This is a genomic window from Kribbella voronezhensis, from assembly GCF_004365175.1.
GTDB lineage: Bacteria > Actinomycetota > Actinomycetes > Propionibacteriales > Kribbellaceae > Kribbella > Kribbella voronezhensis.
The window spans coordinates 1,358,936-1,375,679 of record NZ_SOCE01000002.1 but is presented as its reverse complement, the minus strand read 5'-3'; the positions used below and the strand labels follow the sequence as shown (position 1 = coordinate 1,375,679).

Annotated in this window: 16 protein-coding genes; 5 read left to right on the top strand and 11 right to left on the bottom strand. The window is 67.7% G+C overall.

Annotation, left to right across the window (positions count from 1 at the left end):
- Nucleotides 1–69 precede the first annotated feature (69 nt).
- Nucleotides 70–1,329, top strand: a complete 1,260-nt coding sequence (locus EV138_RS33560; protein ID WP_166678845.1) for a serine/threonine-protein kinase — start codon at nt 70–72, stop codon at nt 1,327–1,329.
- On the opposite strand, the gene EV138_RS33555 is transcribed toward EV138_RS33560, so the two are convergent.
- Nucleotides 1,316–3,253 carry a vWA domain-containing protein gene (locus tag EV138_RS33555; protein WP_133984021.1) on the bottom strand — a complete coding sequence of 646 codons (1,938 nt, stop codon included), beginning with the start codon at nt 3,251–3,253 and terminating at the stop codon, nt 1,316–1,318. The two genes, EV138_RS33560 and EV138_RS33555, sit on opposite strands and share 14 nt — an antisense overlap.
- A gap of 84 nt (nt 3,254–3,337) precedes the next feature.
- Between EV138_RS33555 and EV138_RS33550 the strand changes: the two genes are divergently transcribed.
- A complete protein-coding gene (locus EV138_RS33550; RefSeq protein ID WP_133984019.1) occupies nt 3,338–3,880 on the top strand; it encodes a helix-turn-helix domain-containing protein in 543 nt (180 codons plus the stop codon).
- Nucleotides 3,881–3,922: 42 nt separating this feature from the next.
- Here EV138_RS33550 and EV138_RS37515 read toward each other — a convergent pair whose 3' ends face one another.
- Both EV138_RS37515 and EV138_RS33540 read right to left on the bottom strand, forming a co-directional pair.
- Nucleotides 3,923–4,906, bottom strand: a complete 984-nt coding sequence (locus EV138_RS37515) for an LppU/SCO3897 family protein (RefSeq protein WP_166678844.1) — start codon at nt 4,904–4,906, stop codon at nt 3,923–3,925.
- A gap of 166 nt (nt 4,907–5,072) precedes the next feature.
- On the bottom strand, nt 5,073–6,017 hold the full coding sequence (locus EV138_RS33540) for a helix-turn-helix transcriptional regulator (protein ID WP_133984017.1): 945 nt from the start codon (nt 6,015–6,017) through the stop codon (nt 5,073–5,075).
- Nucleotides 6,018–6,147: 130 nt separating this feature from the next.
- Between EV138_RS33540 and EV138_RS33535 the strand changes: the two genes are divergently transcribed.
- A complete protein-coding gene (locus tag EV138_RS33535) occupies nt 6,148–7,203 on the top strand; it encodes an aldo/keto reductase (RefSeq protein ID WP_133984015.1) in 1,056 nt (351 codons plus the stop codon).
- A gap of 184 nt (nt 7,204–7,387) precedes the next feature.
- Here the strand turns inward: EV138_RS33535 and rox are convergent, their stop codons facing one another.
- A complete protein-coding gene (gene rox / locus EV138_RS33530; RefSeq protein ID WP_238158546.1) occupies nt 7,388–8,845 on the bottom strand; it encodes a rifampin monooxygenase in 1,458 nt (485 codons plus the stop codon).
- A 7-nt stretch (nt 8,846–8,852) separates the two neighbouring features.
- Nucleotides 8,853–9,560: a VOC family protein gene (locus EV138_RS33525; RefSeq protein ID WP_133984013.1), complete on the bottom strand. Its 708-nt coding sequence runs from the start codon at nt 9,558–9,560 to the stop codon at nt 8,853–8,855.
- A gap of 117 nt (nt 9,561–9,677) precedes the next feature.
- On the opposite strand from EV138_RS33525, the gene EV138_RS33520 reads away from it, so the two are divergent.
- Complete coding sequence (locus EV138_RS33520; protein ID WP_133984011.1) at nt 9,678–10,358, top strand: hypothetical protein; 681 nt, start codon at nt 9,678–9,680, stop codon at nt 10,356–10,358.
- Nucleotides 10,359–10,374: 16 nt separating this feature from the next.
- Here the strand turns inward: EV138_RS33520 and EV138_RS33515 are convergent, their stop codons facing one another.
- From EV138_RS33515 to EV138_RS33500, 4 genes are all read right to left on the bottom strand, one after another.
- Nucleotides 10,375–11,607: an RNA polymerase sigma factor gene (locus EV138_RS33515; RefSeq protein WP_133984009.1), complete on the bottom strand. Its 1,233-nt coding sequence runs from the start codon at nt 11,605–11,607 to the stop codon at nt 10,375–10,377.
- On the bottom strand, nt 11,604–11,927 hold the full coding sequence (locus tag EV138_RS33510) for a YciI family protein (RefSeq protein WP_133984665.1): 324 nt from the start codon (nt 11,925–11,927) through the stop codon (nt 11,604–11,606). Before EV138_RS33510 ends, EV138_RS33515 begins: the two co-directional genes overlap by 4 nt.
- Before the next feature lie 151 nt (nt 11,928–12,078).
- Nucleotides 12,079–13,512: a serine hydrolase domain-containing protein gene (locus tag EV138_RS33505; protein ID WP_202867035.1), complete on the bottom strand. Its 1,434-nt coding sequence runs from the start codon at nt 13,510–13,512 to the stop codon at nt 12,079–12,081.
- Between the two features lie 54 nt (nt 13,513–13,566).
- A complete protein-coding gene (locus tag EV138_RS33500) occupies nt 13,567–14,484 on the bottom strand; it encodes an AraC family transcriptional regulator (protein WP_133984007.1) in 918 nt (305 codons plus the stop codon).
- A gap of 82 nt (nt 14,485–14,566) precedes the next feature.
- On the opposite strand from EV138_RS33500, the gene EV138_RS33495 reads away from it, so the two are divergent.
- The gene (locus EV138_RS33495; protein ID WP_133984005.1) at nt 14,567–15,388 is read left to right on the top strand and encodes an NmrA family NAD(P)-binding protein; all 822 of its coding nucleotides are present in this window, start codon (nt 14,567–14,569) and stop codon (nt 15,386–15,388) included.
- A gap of 50 nt (nt 15,389–15,438) precedes the next feature.
- On the opposite strand, the gene EV138_RS33490 is transcribed toward EV138_RS33495, so the two are convergent.
- Nucleotides 15,439–16,041, bottom strand: coding sequence for a dihydrofolate reductase family protein (locus tag EV138_RS33490; protein ID WP_133984003.1), 603 nt, complete (start codon nt 16,039–16,041; stop codon nt 15,439–15,441).
- Nucleotides 16,042–16,172: 131 nt separating this feature from the next.
- Nucleotides 16,173–16,688, bottom strand: coding sequence for a putative immunity protein (locus tag EV138_RS33485; protein WP_133984001.1), 516 nt, complete (start codon nt 16,686–16,688; stop codon nt 16,173–16,175).
- Nucleotides 16,689–16,744 lie beyond the last annotated feature (56 nt).

Genomic DNA, 16,744 nt, shown 5'->3' with positions numbered 1-16,744 from the left:
ACCCCGGCTCGCGTCGGATCCGGCAGCCTGGCAAGGTATGCCGGGTCCCGCGCGAGAGGAGAACCACCGGTGCCCGATGTGTTCGCCGGCCGGTTCGAACTCATCGATCCTGTCGGCTCAGGCGGGGCGGGGACCGTCTGGCGGGCGTGGGATCGCCGCCTCGATCGGCTCTGCGCGGCCAAGGTCCTGCGTCAGCGGCATGCGGGCGCACTACTGCGGTTCGTCCGTGAGCAAGGGCTGCGCCTGGAGCATCCGAACGTGCTCAGCCCCTACAGCTGGGCAGCCGAGGACGATCAGGCTCTCCTAGCCATGGACCTGGTCGGTGGTGGCTCGCTGAGTCATCTGGTCGCTGACTTCGGGGCCTTGCCGGAGCGCTATGCCGCGGAGCTGCTGGCCCAGGTGCTGACGGCACTCGAACACGTCCACGGCGCAGGAGTCGTCCACCGCGACGTCAAGCCCGCGAACCTGTTGCTGGAGGCAACTGGCACCGCCCTGCCGGTACTGCGGTTGAGCGATTTCGGGATCGCGTTCCTGCTGGGGGAGCCGCGCCTCACCCAGCAAGGCGCGGTCGTCGGTACGCCGGGCTTCGTCGCGCCCGAGGTACTCGCCGGCGAACCGCCCGGTGTGGCACAGGACCTCTATGCGGCAGGCGTGACCGGTTGGCAATTGCTGACCGGCGAAGAGCCACCGCCGGCTGGTCCTCTGCCTCCACGGCTCGAAGGCTCCGCCGGTCGAACTGTCTGGGATGTCGTCGAAGGGCTGGTCCGCGTCGACCCTGCTCAACGAACGAGCTCGGCAACCGCGGCATTGAAGGCGCTCGCCCCCGCACTCGCGGACCCTCTGCAACTCCCGGCACACACCACTGACGGCGAGCTGATAGAGGTCTTCAACCACCTCCCTTCACTACCCCCGCCGTACGAAGCCCTACCCGCACCGCCACAACCCAACGCCAATCCACCCGAGCAAACGCACGAGTCTTCCCGCGTTGGACCAGCGAGCAACTCAGGTCGTCGGCGCCTGGTGTTGGCGGGTGTGGCTGGAGTGGCGGCGGCCGGCGTAGTCGCCGTACTGCTCCTCAACGGATCGGGCGGCGGCGGCTCACCGTCACCCGGTAGCGCACCAACAACGGCATCCACCTCGACGCGCAAACCGTCCGTGACACCGGAGACCATCCCCACCGGTCCGGTGACCCCAGCGCCCAACCCGCAGGTGACACTCGGCGGATCATGCGGCTGGCAGGAGGCCGGCGGAATCGAGACGACGGCTGACGGCACCCGGGTCGAGTGCCGTCAGCAAGGATCGTCCTACCGGTGGGTCAAGGCTGGTTAGGCCACCCAGGTCCGGCATTCGGGTAGGTGGGCGGTGACGGCGGCTTGCGCCGACGAACCGCCAGCACGGCCCCGACAGCCGCCACAGCCAGCACCAGCACCACACCGCCAATGATCCAGGGCAGTGCCGACGACGAGTCATCCGTCGCAGGAATGGCATCGCCCTTGCCGGCGGCGTCGGTATTCGAACCAGAGGGCGTCGAGCTGGAAGCGGTCGGCGTCGGCGTCGGTGTGGACGCGACGTCCCCCGCCGCGCCGTACTCCGGACCGGCGACCTTCTCGCCCACGACGGCGACATCGATCGTCACCGGCACACCAGTGGGTGAGTCGCCGTTGCCGCCGATCGACGACCCGAGTTTGGCGACGACGTAGTACCACCCGTCCACACTCGACTTCCGGATGGTCGGCTCGGCCGCGTTCCGGTTGAGGTACGCCGTTCGGGCCGTCGCGATGGCCTTGCCGTTGGACGGCAGGATCTGCGTGTTACCGGTGTAGGCCGTGGTGTCGGACTTGATGTCCGCGCGGACCGGGCTGAACAGGGCGGTCCGGATATTCGCTGTCGGACCCTTCGGTACGCCGCCGAAGGTGACCCGGTACGCAAGACCCTGGCCCCAGTCGAGCTTGACCCGGTAGAAGAGCTCCTCGCCGTAGTAGATCGTCTCGCCGTACCGGCCGGAGCCGTCGAGCGTCGTTGCCTCGTTGAACGAACCGCCGGCGCGGACCGGCTTCACCGCGCCGCTCGGCTGCTGTGCGAAGTCGACGAGATTCTGCTGCGCCTGCTCGCCCAGGCTTCCTGTCACGGGTGGCTCGACGCGCAACTGCATCTCGAGCGGCACCCGGTCGGTACCACGTTGGTCGGCGTCGCGGGTGACCCGGAAGACGTATTTGCCGGGCACACTGCAGGCCTTCGTCTTCTGCGATCCGGCGGTCAGACCGGTCCAGGTCAGCACCGAGGTCAGGGAGCCGCCGTCTTTGGCGAGGGTGAAGAGGTTGCGCTCGGACCTGTAGCAGTCCGCGCCGCCGGGGCCGGTGATCCTGATGTCGAGAACCTCGATGTCGCGCGGGTTGCCGCGGGGGAAGATCGCGGTCGCCGCGAAGTACGCTGTCTCGCCGGCCTTCAGATCAGCCGCGTAGAAGCGTTCCTCGACCGGGTCGATGGTGTCCAAGTACTGGCCCGGCACGAGGGTCGGCGCAGTGAACGGATCGGCCGTGCCGATGACCGGCTTGCCGATCGGCTCGTAGTGCCGTAGCGCCTTTTCGGTCACTCGGCCGAGGATGCCGAGCAGCGAATCGGCATCGGTGGCATCGTGATACGTGCCGCCGGTGTTCTGTGCGATGCAGGCGAGCTGGGCGCGGGCCTTCGCGTCGACCCGGAAGCCGATGGCGTGCACATGCAGATCGACACCTTGCTGGTGGAGCTCCTTGGCGACCTCACAAGGCTGGGGCGGAGCGCAGGTGTCCTCGCCGTCGGAGACGAGCACGACAGAGCGCTGGCCTTCCTTCGGGAGTTGCGCGGCCGCAGTACGCAGCGCCTGGCCGATAGGTGTGTAGCCGCTGGCCTTGGTCGCGTTGACCGCGCGCTTGAGTGCGGCCTTGTCGACGGTCCGGACCGGCTGGACGACCCGGACGTCACGACATCCTGCTGCCTTCTCGGCGCCACTCGACCCCGTCCCGGCGCCGTAGATCTCCAGCCCTACCTGAGCCTGCGCGGGCAGACCGTCGACCATCGAACCGACAGCGCGCTTGGCCGCGTCCATCCGGGTGCCGCTGCCGCCGGCGTCGCGCGCGGTCATCGAACCGGACGAGTCCAGCACGACCATCACCGGTGACAGCTCGCCCTCGGCGGCAGCGGCGGGAGCATTCGCGAATGAGAACGCGAACGTCAAGGCCGGCACGGTGGCGAGAGCGGCAAAGCGTCGTATCATGGCGTCTCCAGGAACTTTGAGGCTGACTGAGCACGAACCTAGCGTTTGCATCTGCAAATTGCAAACACGAATCGCGGAGGCCCGGTGACCGACGTACACACGCGAAACCTCGACCTGCAGGTCGAGTGGTACGGCGAGTTCCTCAGGGACAGGTTCCGCCGGCTGCTGGACCGGCTCGACCTCTCCCAGGCCCAGCTGGCCGCGATCCTCGGGTTGTCCGCCCCCATGCTCTCCCAACTGATGTCCGGTCAGCGGGCGAAGATCAGCAATCCGGCCGTGTTGTCGAGACTGCTCCAGCTCGAGGGTGCGGTGGGGGAGCGTGGCTGGGACGAGCTGCCCCAGGAAGAGCAGCACCGACGGTTGATCGAGATCCGCGCGGCTCAGCCATCGACGCTGAGTGTTGCCCAAGGCAACCCTGTCGAGGTCGCGGCCGATCCGGTGCCGGCCGACCCTGTCGCGTCCATCCAAGCGCTGCTTCGCGACGTCGCCTCGGCCACCGAGCTGCAGGGCGCAGCCGAGCTGTTGGAGCCGAGCTTCCCCGACATCGCGGAAGCCCTCCGGGTCCTCGGCACCGGCCGGACCCAGGACGCCCGCGCCTACTACGCCCGCATCACGTCTGGCCGATGACCCTCCGGACCGGCGGCCGAGCGTCGGTCCGGAGGACGGCTGTCAGTTCGGGGCGAGGCAGAGCGTGTACTTCGAGGAGCCGTGCTGCTCGGTGTACGCGACGGTGTAGCCGTCGAACTTCTCGCAGTCGTCGGAGTTCGTCGAGTTGCTGAGCTTGCCGAGGACCTTGTACTCCGCGTCGCTGGAGCCGCAGTCGACGACCTTCACCTCGGGCTTGCTGACCGTGCCCTTGTTCTGCACACAGTCACCCGCACTCGCCGACGACGGCGAACCCTGGTTGCCGTAGATCAGCAGCGCGATGAACGCGATCGGCAACAGGAAGCCCAGGACCGCGGGACGCTGGAACAGCGGCTTGCCCAGGTCCATCGGGTGACCCGGAGCGCCCGGCATCGGCTCCGGCAACTGCTTGAACTTGAGCCGGGTCGGGATGTTGATCAGCATCGTGATCGGGTTGATGATCGCCGAGCCGACGCCCCACCAGCCCTGCCACAGGCTCTTCGCCGTCATGTTGCGGTAGGTCGCGATACCGCAGGTGCGGCAGAACGGGCCTTCCAGCTTCAGGAACCGCATCACGATCAGGAATCCCTGGTGGCCGCGCACGGTCGCCTGGACGGCCGGCATCCCACCACAGAACCGGCACTGGACCGCACCCTGCGGGTAGGCGGGCATCCCCTGGAACTGCTCGTGCGCACCCTGCTGCGGGAACCCCTGCGGCCCGACGCCAGGCTGGTCGTACGGCGGCTGCCCCGGCTGACCAAGGTGTCCAGGCTGACCGGGCGGTGCATACTGCGGTGCGAAACCCTGCTGCCCGGCGGCGTCGTACTGCTGCTGCCCGGAGTGCCCGAACTGCCCAGGCTGGCCGAACTGCTGGGGCTGGCCGAACTGCTGGGGCTGGTCGTACTGGCCGGGCCCGGGGGCCGGCTGGCTGTACTGCGGGAACTGGTCTTGCGGGGGACCGTATCCACCACCGGCGCCGGGCTGCGCCGCGTAGGGATCGTGAGGGGACTGAGGCGGGGTAGTGGTCACGGGAATCCTGTGCTCGTACGGGACAAATCGAACACCGCACCATACTCAGGCGAAGCGGTCACCGAGGCCCTCCGGTACGAAACGGTGACCACGCCGCCAGGAATGCCACCAACGGTCACCGGCCGACCTCTGTGCGTGCTCGAAAGGCCCTTGTTCGCCAGGGATCTCAGTCGCGGTACCGCTCGACCAGTTCCTGACCGAGGCGCGCCAGCTCCGCCTGCACGGACGGCGGATCGAGTACTTCGATCTGTCCGCCCCAGCCGGCCAGGTGCTGGGCGATCATCAGCGGAGTCGGCGCGGTCACCTCGATCTTGACCCGGCCCTCGCCCGCGGGGCCGATCACCTCACAGTGCCGGCCGAGCCGGTCCTGCATCACCCACAGGAAGCGCTCTTGCATCACGACCGTCGCGGTCAGCAGGGAGCGATTGCGCTCCATCTCCTCGACGACGCGCGTCCAGGCCGTCGCCAGATCGAAGTCCGCCGGGCGTTCCGCGGGCAGTTCGGTCACTACTGCCTCGGTGATCCGCTCGACCCGGAAGGTGCGCTGACCTTTCTCGGTGCCGGCGATCAGGTACCAGATGTCGTCCTTGTCCACGAGTCCGAGCGGATCGACCAGCCGCTCCGACCCGGTCTGCCCGCGTCCGGCGTACGAGAGACGCACCTTGACCCGCCGTACGACGGCCTCTTGGAGCCGCCGCACCATCTCAGGCCGCTCCTTGACGTGCTCACCCCAGCGCGCCGGATCGATCACGACGGCCTCGGCCGCCGCCTCCGCGTCGGCCCGGAACGTGTCGGGCAACGCCCGCACCAGCTTCCGCAACGCAGCCTTCGCCTCGGGCGCAACCGCAGCCGCAGGCCCGACCAGCAGGAACAACGCCTGCGCCTCGGTCGCACTCAACCCGCTGAGATCCGTCCGCGCCCCACCCAGCAACGACCAGCCACCATTGCGCCCGGGCTGCGGATAAACCGGAATGCCCGCCGTCGACAACGCCTCCAGATCGCGCCGCGCGGTCGCCACCGAAATCTCCAGCTCCCGAGCCAGCTCACCAGCCGTCACCCGCCCCCGCGACTGCATCAACAACAAAGTCGCCACCAGCCGGTCCGCACGCATACCCCCATCCTCCCAAACAAACTACGCACGCACTGAGCACTTAACCCAAGGCTCTTGGCCTCGTGAGAGTTGACCTAGAGCGAGGTCTAGCTCCTAGGTTGGCGGAACTGCTACCACTTGAGGAGTTTCGATGCGTTATCGCACGCTTGGCGCGACCGGGATCGAGGTCAGCGCGCACTGCCTCGGCGCGATGATGTTCGGTGCGGTCGGCAATCCCGATCACGAGGACAGCATCCGGATCATCCACGCCGCCCTCGACCAGGGCATCAACTTCGTCGACACCGCCGACATGTACTCCACCGGCGAGAGCGAGGAGATCGTCGGCAAGGCGCTGCAGGGTCGCCGCGACGACGTCGTACTGGCCACCAAGGTGCATTTCCCGATGGGGGAGGGCCCGAACCGCGGCGGCAACTCGCGGCGGTGGATCGTGCACGAGGTCGAGCAGAGTCTGCGCCGGCTCGGCACCGACTGGATCGACCTCTACCAGATCCACCGGCCCGACTACCGCACCGATATCGAGGAGACGCTGTCGGCGCTGACCGATCTGGTCAGCCAGGGGAAGATCCGCGCGTTCGGCTGCTCGACCTTCCCGGCCGAGGAGATCGTCGAGGCGTACCACGTGGCGGAGCGCCGCGGGTACGGCAAGTTCCGCACCGAGCAACCGCCGTACTCCCTCGTCACCCGCGGCATCGAGCGCTCACTGCTGCCGACCGCGCAGCGGCTGAACATGGGAGTGCTCACCTGGAGCCCGCTCGCCTCGGGCTTCCTGTCCGGCAAGGTGCGCAAGGATCAGCCCGTCGACCTGGCAACCGGGCGCGCCGCGTTGACGCCGCACCGGTTCGACCCGTCGCTGCCGGCCAACGCGGCCAAGTTCGACGCGGTCGAGCAGTTCGTGGAAGTTGCCGACGGCATCGGTCGTACGTTGCCCGAACTGGCGCTCGCCTTCGTCACCTCGCACCCGGCGGTGACGTCGGTGATCATCGGCCCGCGCACGATGGAGCAACTGGACGGCCTGCTCAAGGGCGCCGACCTGACCCTCGACGACGAGGTCCTGGACCGCATCGACGAGATCGTCCCACCCGGCACCGACCTGCACCACTACCAGTCCGACGGCCTCTGGCAGACGCCCGCCCTCACCGACCCCACCAAGCGCCGCCGCCCACTCACAGACCGCGCCGCCGCCTGAACCTCATGAGCCGGAGCCCTGTACGCCGGTACGCCGGAGCCGTGTGCTCCGGCGCAACCGGAGTCAACGAGCGCACCCGTGTCCACGAGCACACCCGTGTCCACGAGCACACCCGTGTCCACGAGCACACCCGTGTCCACGAGCGCACCCTGTCCACTAGCACACCCGCTCTGCTCAGCCGAACTCAGCCGGCGGGCTCGCCGAACCAGCGGGAAAGATGCTCGTCCAGCTCCTGCTGATCGTCGCCGATCCACGCCACGTGCCCGTCGGGACGCAGCAAAACGCACGGAACATCCAGCGCGGCACCCGGATCCGCCAGTTGATCGACCCGGTCCGACCAACCCCCGACGGTCAGCCGTTCGGTGCGGTCCAGCAGCAGCCCGCGGCCTCGATGCAGCAGGTCGTAGAGACGGCCTTGTTTTACGTCGATGTCACGCAGGCGCCGCCCGAGCAGCTCGGGTCCTTCGCCGAAGTCGTACCGGATCCCGATCGCGGCGATCTTCTCGATCAGGTAGCGATTCACCTCGTCGAAGTTCATCAGCTCGGTGAGCAGCCTGCGCAGCGCCCGCGCACCCGGTTCGGTGGACTGCAGTTCCATCTGCGCGCGAGTGTTGTCCAGCACCTCCGCGGCGACCGGATGACGCTCGGCCTGATACGTGTCCAGCAATGTTTCCGGCGCCCAGCCCCGGACCTGTGCGGCCAACTTCCAGCCAAGGTTGAACGCGTCTTGAACACCCAGGTTGAGGCCCTGTCCGCCGGTAGGGGGATGGATATGCGCCGCGTCGCCGGCCAGTAGCACCCGCCCGACCCGATACCGTTCGGCCAGCCGCGTGGCATCCCCGAAGCGCGACAACCAGCGCGGCGAATGCACGCCGAAATCCGTACCGGCGATCGCGCGCAACTGCTGCCGGAAGTCCTCCAGGGTAGGTGGTTCCGCCCGATCGCTGACTCCAGCAGCGGGAACCACGACGCTGTAGGTCCCCTCGCGAGCGGGCCGGAGCCAGAACCGCTGCTGAGTCTGCTGGATCTCGGCGACCTTGGCGGCGATCTCCTCCTGCGGCACGCCTGCTTCCAGCTCACCCATCAGCGTCTCGGTCCGCGCGGGCTCGCCAGGGAAGCCGACACCGAGCACTTTCCGCACCGTACTGCGTGCCCCGTCACAGCCGACGAGGTACCGCGAGCGCAACTGCTCGCCGTCGGCCAGCACGACGGTCACACCGTCGTCGTCCTGCGCGACGTCGGTCACCGCGCAACCACGCCGTACCTGCGCACCGAGCTCGATCGCGTGCTCTTCGAGCAGCTGAACGATGACCGGCTGCGGAATCCCGACCAGATAAGCGTGCGCGGAATCCAGGCCCTCCGGCGCGGGTTTGGGAATGCCCGCGAAGAATCCGCCGGCCGGACGCTGCCTTCCGTGCTCGAGAATACGCGCGAGCAGCCCGCGCATCGCCATCAGTTCGAGACTGCGCATATGCAGGCCGACCAGGCGAACGAATGACACCGGCTCGGTTTCCTGCTCCAGAACGAGGACGCGCACCTCGTGCAGCCGCAGTTCAGCGGCGAGCATCGCACCGGTCGGCCCGCAGCCGGCGATGATCACGTCGTACAAAGAGTCCTCGACGGTGGATCGCGAAGGGTCCACAGAGGTACTACCGCGCTGCCAGCACGCGGAATTCGTTGCCGTCGGGGTCGAGCATGTCGACCGCGCCGTCGGCAGCGGATCCGGCCCGGGTCGCGCCGAGCGAGACGAGACGCTCGACCTCTGCCTCCACGCCGGTGCCGGACAGGGGAGCGACCTCGAAGATCAGCCGGTTCTTCGCGGTCTTCTCCCGCACCGGCGGACCGCCCCAGCTGATCTTCGATCCACCCTCGGCGGACTGAATCGCGGTCTCCTCGTCCTGGTCCCAGACCAACGGCCAGTCCAGCGCCTTGCTCCAGAAGTACCCGACCGCCTGCGACCCGTCGGACGAGAATGCCCCGATGGTCCCGGTGTCGGCCAGGAAGTTGTTGCCCGCCGGAATCACACAGAACTCGTTGCCTTCCGGATCGGCCAGCACGACGTGGCCTTCCTCCGGCCGCTGACCGATATCGAGATGCCGCCCCCCGAGCTCGAGCGCCTTCGCCACCGTCGCCTGCTGCGCCTCGGGGGTAGCGCTGGTCAGATCGAAGTGCATCTGATTCGGCTCACTCTTCTCCGCATCGGTGGCAGTGAACCGAATCGCGAACTCGAGATCGTCGTTCGGCAGCAGCGTGACACCGTCGTCGCCCACCTTCCGCCCGAGAATCCCGGCCCAGAACTCCGCGAGCCGGGGCGGTTCCTGCGCATCGAAGCAAAGCGTCACCAAATGGGAGGTCATCCACCGACGCTAGGCGCCAGCCCGCCACCACGCAACGTAATAACAACCGCGCCTGTTCATACGGACAAACCCGGAATTTCGTTGCTGTCAGCGCGTACTACGAGCAAGCTGACCGGCATGGCTGAAGCCGACCTCCCAACCGCCGGGAATCCCGCGCCGCTGATTCCGACCGCGGCCGAGGCCGCGGAGACGGAGTACTGGACTCGCCTTTATGGGCGATGGGATCCGTTCGACACAGCCGGCGTCGCCGCTTTCATGGCCGGCTTCACCCGCCCGTGGTGGATCGTCGGCGGCCTGGCGATCGACGCCTTCACCGGAGTACGCCGCCGGCATGACGACGTGGACGTGTCGATCCTCGCGTGTGATGTGCCTGCGCTGCGGGAGCACGTGGGGGAGCGATGGCATCTGTGGAATCTCGCCGGGGGAGACATGCGACCGCTGACCCATCAACATCCGGAGGTCTTCCACCCGGCCAGCCAGCTCTGGGTCCGGGAGCACGGGAACGCCCCCTGGGTGATCGACCTCCCGCTCACTCCCGATCGGGACGGACTCTGGACCAACAAGTTCCTCCCGGACCATGTCGGTCCGATCGAAGAGGTCACCTGGACGTCGGCGGACGGCATTCGCTACCTCAACCCCGAAATCGTGCTGCTCTTCAAAGCAAGACTGCGCCGCACGAAGGACACCTACGACCTCCATCGCACCTGGCCCCTGCTCACACCTGAGCAGCAGACCTGGCTCCGACAGATGATCCATGACCTCGACGCCGACCATCCCTGGCTTCGAACGATTCGCTAGCCCCGAGGAGTGCGGATCAGCCGAGTTGGTCGCGGCGGCGGGTGAGGTAGGCGGTTTCGGCGGTGTTGCCTGCCAGTTCGATGGCTTTGTCGTACGCCGCCCGCGACTCCTCGCTGCGCCCTTGCCGGCGGAGCAGATCGGCGCGCGCCGCGTGGTACGCGTGATAGCCGGCCAGTTTCTCCTCGAGCCGGTCGACGTCCGCCAGCGCGACCTCGGGACCGTCGAGTTCGGCGACCGCGATCGCCCGGTTCAGCAAGACGATCGCCGACGAGTCGAGGCGGGCGAGTTGGTCGTACAAGGCGAGGATCTGCGACCAGTCGGTATCGCGCACGTCCCGAGCCGAGGTGTGCACGGCATTGATCGCCGCGAGAATCTGATAGCGACCCGGAGCGACGCCCGCGGCCAGACGCTCCCGCACCAGGCGGTGACCCTCGGCGATCAACGCCGCATCCCAGGCACCCCGGTTCTGCTCGCCGAGCGTGATCAGTTCGCCGCTCGCCGAGATCCGCGCCGTACGACGTGCTTCGGTCAGCAGCATCAAGGCCAGCAGACCGGCGACCTCACCGTCGTTCGGCAGGAGCGCCCGGATCAGCCGCGTGAGCCGGATCGCCTCGGCGGTCAGGTCATGACGCACGGGATCGGTATCGGCCCCGGTCGCCAGGTAGCCCTCGTTGAACACCAGGAACAGCACAGCCAGTACGCCGGAGACGCGGGCCGGCAGATCCTCCGCGGCCGGCACCCGATAGGGGATCCGGGCCGCCTTGATCTTCGCCTTCGCGCGGGTGATCCGCTGTCCCATGGCCGATTCCTGCACCAGGAAGGCGCGGGCGATCTCGGGCACGGTCAGGCCGCCGACCATCCGCAGCGTCAACGCCATCCGGGTCTCCATCGCCAGCGCCGGGTGGCAGCAGGTGAAGATCAGCCGGAGCCGTTCGTCCTCGATGGCACCCAGAGGCTCGGGCGGGTCGTCGTCGGTCAACACCAGAGCCTCCTTGTGCTTGTCGTCGCGCTTGCTCTCGCGCCTGAGCCGGTCGATGGCTTTGCGATTGGCGGTCGTGGTCAGCCAGCCGCCCGGGTTGGGCGGCACGCCGTCGGCAGGCCACTTCTCGACAGCGGTCGCGAACGCTTCCGCCGCCGCCTCCTCGGCGATGTCGAGATCACCGAAGCGTTTGGTCAAACTGGCGATCACCCGCGCCCACTCGTCGCGGTGGGCGCTCGTGATCGCGTCCTGGATGTCGGGCCCACTCACCGGAACGGCCGCACCTCGATCTTGCGATCGCAGACCTTCGACGCCTCGGCGGCGAGCTTGAGCGCCACATCCAGATCGGGCGTCTCCCACACCCAGACGCCGGCCAGGTACTCCTTCGACTCCACGAAAGGCCCGTCGCTGAACACCGCCTGCCCGCCCCGGTTGTCGATCACCGTGGCCGATTCGGTGTCGGCGAGACCGCCCGCGAAGACCCAGTAGCCCTCGGCGATCAGGCGTTCGTTGAACTCGCTGATGGCAGGCTGCCGGTCGTCGCTGCCGGGATTGACTTTGTCATCGATCACGGAAACCAGGTACTGCATCTTTCGATCATCTCCTGTGGTCCAGTGGCGCCGCGGCCGGTTGCCGTTCACCCCTGCAACGAACGCCGCCACCCCGATCCGACACCGCGGTCGCATTCTCGTCCAGAAAACTTCCCGGTACTCCGGAAGGCGAGCCTAGAACGTCAGAGGGCTACGCCACGTCGGGTCGCGTCATCAGCGGTGATCGCAGGTGCAGCTCCAGACTCGAGGTCGTCAGGGGCACCGTGCTCCAGGTCGCCTGTGCCGTCCCCGCATCGGCATCGACCACCAGCCGAACCCGGTGCGGGCTGGTGATGACAAAGAGATCGGCGACGAACTCGTCCTCCTGCCAGGCTCCATTCGCCACGACTGGGCGCCCGAGCGGCGAACTTTCCCGCCAATCACCGTGTCCGACTGCGACAGTCAGCGACGAGCCAAGCTGCACTTGCCAGCCGCCGTCCACAGGATCGACCGTCACGGTGGTTCCGTCCGGAAGCGCCGAATCCGCGGGGGAGCCGTCCAGTCGCGCCTTGGCCGAACGGTGCGGAGCCGCCGAACCGGTCACCGGGGCAAGAGTCAGCCGCCGCAGCCGATCGGCGAGTTCCTCGTCGTCCTGTGCGCTTCCCGCTTGATCGAGACCGGGCAGCAGGCAATCCCAGAACGCGCCGGGCAGCACGTCGGTCCGCTCGAGTGCGGAGGTCATCACGACCACGAGATCGTGAGCCGGGGCGACGACGCACAGCTGGCCGTAGGCGCCGTTGCCGAAGTAGCCGTGCCGCGACGTCCAGAACTGGTAGCCGTACCCGGACAGGAAGTCGGGATTCGGCAACCAGTTGGGGAGTGGCTCGGTCGTTGCGATGTGGCGGCTGGTCGCGAGCTCCACCCATTCGCGGGGAACGAGTTGCCGGTCGCCCCAGACACCCCCGCGCAGCAGCAGTTCCCCGAAGGCGGCGACGGCCTCGGTCGTGAGATGCAGACCGTGGAATCCGAAGGCCGCGCCGCTCGCCACCCGGTCCCATTCGGCGTGGTCGATGCCCATCGGCTGGAAGAGGCGCTCGTCGAGAAATCCCGGCAGGTCCCGGCCGGTGACGCGTTCAACCATCCGGGCCAGCAGGTAAGTGGTCGCATCCTCGTAGAGGTGCCTGCTTCCCTCGGGATCGGTGAACGGGACCCGGAGGAAGCCCTTCACCAGGTCGTCCGGTTCCAGTTGCCAGGCCTCGGCGAGGCTGTCCGTCCGGCGTCCGCTCGTCATCGACAGCAGGTGGTGCACGGTGATGCGACGGCCTTGGTCAACTACGTCGTCAGGGACGTGTTCAGGCAGTACGTCGACCACGCGGTCGTCCAGCGACAACAGCCCGTCGGCGATCGCGAGACCCACGGCCGTCGAAGTGAACGACTTGGTCAACGAGTAGAGAAGGTGTGGCCGATCAGCGGAGTACGGCGCCCACCAGCCTTCGGCGACGACGTGCCCACGGCGTACGACCATCAGGGAGTGACATTCGATCGACTCCGCTTCGAGCCGGTCCAGCAGCGCGCCGATCGCGCGGGACGAAATCCCCACGCCGGCCGGTGTCGAGCGTGGCAGGAGCGGACGGTGAGAAGACATGCGGGAACGGTAACAATGCCACGCAATCCATTTCTCGTGCTCGATGCCGAGGCGTCAGCGTCGCCAGGCCGACGGAGTGACGCCGTAGATGCGCTTGAAGGCAACGGCGAACGCGAACGGGTCCTCGTAGCCCACAGCGCGAGCGACAGCGGCGACTGTCGCCGCGGGGTCTCGGAGCAGGTCAGCGGCCAACGCCAGCCGCCAACTGGTGAGATAGGTCAGCGGCGGGAGGCCGACCAATTCGGTGAAGCGGGCGGCGAACGTGGCGCGGGACATCGCGACGCTCCCGGCGAGTTCGGCGACCGTCCAGCGGCGAGCCGGGGATTCGTGAAGCAGGCGTAGCGCATCACCGATACCTGGTGCCGTGAGCGCTTGGTACCAGGACGGGGGAGTAGCGTCCGGTCCGGACCACCAGGCGCGCAATGCGACCACAAGCACGAAGTCGAGCAGCCTGCGCAGTACGGCGTCCTGCCCGGGTTCCTCACGAGCGGTCTCGGAGGCGAGCAAGCTGAGAGCCGGTCGGGTCCGGTCAGTGGCCGCCACGATCGCCACGGGTGGCAAGAGATCCAGCAGCCGGCGACCGACCGCACCGTGGAGGTCGTAGACACCACGGACGATCGTGGTCCCGCCCAGGCCATCGCCGTACGTGCGAGGAGCATGGAACTCGCCGGGGCCGACCGCCTGCCCGTCGACGTACTTCGTGTTTCCCCGGATCACGTAGCGCGGCGGAGTGGCTGGATCGTCGGCGATCGTGTAGCTGCCGACGCCAGTGATCAGCGCGATGTCGTTTGCGGCGAGGGTTGCCGGGGCGCCGTCGTCGATCCGGAGGGTGGCGCAGCCGCCGAGCGCCGCGACGACGCTGAGCGACGGCAGTTCGGCGTACGTCACCGACCAGGGCGGCTGCGCGATGAACTGCCGGACCAAGGCGTTCGTGGCCTGCGCCCGTTGCAACAGATCACTCAGAACGTCCATCAGAGAAAGGCTAGACGATCACAAAGGAACGGCCGACGATCTCCCATGGATGCTCTGAGGACCACTCGGCTTGGCTGGACACATGCAGACGATCCTCATCCTCGGCGGCACCGGTACGACCGGCCGCCGCATCGCCCGGCAACTCCGATCAACCCAGCACACAGTCCGTACGGCGGCCCGCCGCGGCGCCGACGTACGCCTCGATCTCGACGACCCGACGACCTGGGAGCCCGTGCTTGCCGGTGTCACCGCCGCCTACCTGATGGAGCCGACCCTCCAGGCCGGCCCGCGGCTGGCCGACTTCACCAAGGCCGCCGTCGCAGCCGGCGTACGCCGGTTCGTGATGCTTTCCGCGGCTCGTGCCGAGGAGGAAAGCCATCCACTGCACGCCGCCGAGCAGGCTGTGCGGACGTCCGATGCGGAGTGGACGATCCTGCATCCCAACTGGTTCGCGCAGAACTTCAGTGAGGGACCGTGGGCCCGCGCGATCGCCGACGGCACGCTTGCTCTACCGACCGGAGACGGCCGCACACCGTTCGTCGATGCCGAAGACATCGCCGCGGTGGCCGCTGCCGCTCTGACGACCGAGGGTCATCACGGCGTGGTCTATGCGCTCACAGGGCCTGCGGCGATCAGTTTCGGCGAGGCGACCGAGCTGATCGGACGGGCCACCGGCCGCCGGATCGAGTACGTCGACCTCAGTCCGGAGGACTACACGCAGCGCCAAAGGGAGAACGGCGTTCCCGCACCGGCCGCGCACCTTCTGACCAGCATCCTCGTGTCGATCCGCGACGGCTGGGCCGAGAGCTGCTCCGACGACATTCCCCGAGCGCTCGGCCGACCGGCCACCTCGTTCGAGACCTACGTCGCCAGAGCTGCGGGGGAGGGCCACTTCAGGCATTAGGAAGATTGCCTGCGAATTGGGCTGCGGCGCCAGGGGAGTACCGGGACTTTCTAGCGCACGACAGGGAACACGAGGTGGATGACGCGGTCGCCCTGGACGCAGACCGTCGGATTGCCCAGCGCCACCTCGTCAGCGGAGAGGTTGCCGAAGAACGGCCGGTTGCCTTCGCCCATCACGATCGGGACCAGGTCGACGGCCACTTCGTCGAGCAGCCCGAGGTCCAGGCACTGCCGGGCGATCGTTCCGCCGGTGACCGCGACGACGCGGTCGCCGGCGAGCGTCTGTGCATGGGCGACGGCGGCCTCGACGCCCTCGGTCACGAAAGTGAGCGGTGCGTCGGGGTGCGCGGCGACCCACTCGGTGGGGACCTGATGCGTCACGACGACCACGGGGACGTCGAGAGTATGGCGACCCTGCCAGCCGTCGGCCACCTCGAACAGCGTCCGGCCACAAACCAGTGCGCCCAGTGAGGACGTCCACTGCCGCAAGTGTTCAGCACTCTGAGGCGTCAGGTGGACGGCGAAGTCTCCGGCGGGCGTCGGCATCTCGACGTCGCCGTTCTGCAACCAGTCGAACAATCCGCCGATGGTGTTGTCCTGCTTGGCCACGTACCCGTCGAGCGACATGTTCGCCTGCGCAACGACCTTGCCCATGGTGCCTCCTGGTCAGCTGTCTTCCGGACACTTTGTCCGTCGAGTGGGGTCACCTCGGCCTGGGCGGAAGAGGACTAGTTGACATAATGTCCATTATCGGACATCTACGCTCAGGGCTGGAGAGGGGCTGGTCAGCACTCGAAGACGCCCCAGCAGATGTCGTTTCGCAGGCGTTGATCGTCAAGGACGAGCTCGCGGATCTCTTCGGGAAGCTGTTCGCGTTGCCAACTGCATTCGCGGCGGCCGGCGACCTCGGCGTCGGCTTTGGGGACGGCGGCTCGTGCGGCTTTGATCGCGTACGCCGCGGCGCCGAGCTCGTGTGCGGCAACGTGCGCCACGACACCAGCCTGGCCGGCGGCAAACGCGGCGTGCCGGGCGGCTCCGGTCAGCGGTCTCGCTGCAGCCATGGCATGACCGCCGGCCGCGCGCGAATCAGACATCCTGATCTCGCCCCGGGACCAGGCCCGGATCTGCTCGATCGCCTGGCGAGGCCTCGGGTCCGAAGGTTGCTCCGATTCGAACAGGTGCAGGACATGCTCGGCACACGAGGCCGCCCACAGAGCCAGCAGTTGATGATCGGAGTCCGTGAGCGTCCCGCCACGACGAAGGGTGATGAACCGCGGATCACGTTCTTTCGGCAGGATCACGTCCTAGTCCTACCAGACAAACCCACCTGAACCTGCACCGGTCGCGAGGCAGAATG

Bases quoted from the DNA above. Each gene is read 5' to 3' on its own strand.
- EV138_RS33500 (WP_133984007.1), bottom strand. From the start codon at position 14,484: ATGGACGTTCTGAGTGATCTGTTGCAACGGGCGCAGGCCACGAACGCC.
- EV138_RS33490 (WP_133984003.1), bottom strand. From the start codon at position 16,041: ATGGGCAAGGTCGTTGCGCAGGCGAACATGTCGCTCGACGGGTACGTG.
- EV138_RS33525 (WP_133984013.1), bottom strand. From the start codon at position 9,560: ATGACCTCCCATTTGGTGACGCTTTGCTTCGATGCGCAGGAACCGCCC.
- EV138_RS33535 (WP_133984015.1), top strand. From the start codon at position 6,148: ATGCGTTATCGCACGCTTGGCGCGACCGGGATCGAGGTCAGCGCGCAC.
- EV138_RS33540 (WP_133984017.1), bottom strand. From the start codon at position 6,017: ATGCGTGCGGACCGGCTGGTGGCGACTTTGTTGTTGATGCAGTCGCGG.
- EV138_RS33510 (WP_133984665.1), bottom strand. From the start codon at position 11,927: ATGCAGTACCTGGTTTCCGTGATCGATGACAAAGTCAATCCCGGCAGC.
- EV138_RS33520 (WP_133984011.1), top strand. From the start codon at position 9,678: ATGGCTGAAGCCGACCTCCCAACCGCCGGGAATCCCGCGCCGCTGATT.
- EV138_RS33505 (WP_202867035.1), bottom strand. From the start codon at position 13,512: ATGTCTTCTCACCGTCCGCTCCTGCCACGCTCGACACCGGCCGGCGTG.
- EV138_RS33555 (WP_133984021.1), bottom strand. From the start codon at position 3,253: ATGATACGACGCTTTGCCGCTCTCGCCACCGTGCCGGCCTTGACGTTC.
- EV138_RS33495 (WP_133984005.1), top strand. From the start codon at position 14,567: ATGCAGACGATCCTCATCCTCGGCGGCACCGGTACGACCGGCCGCCGC.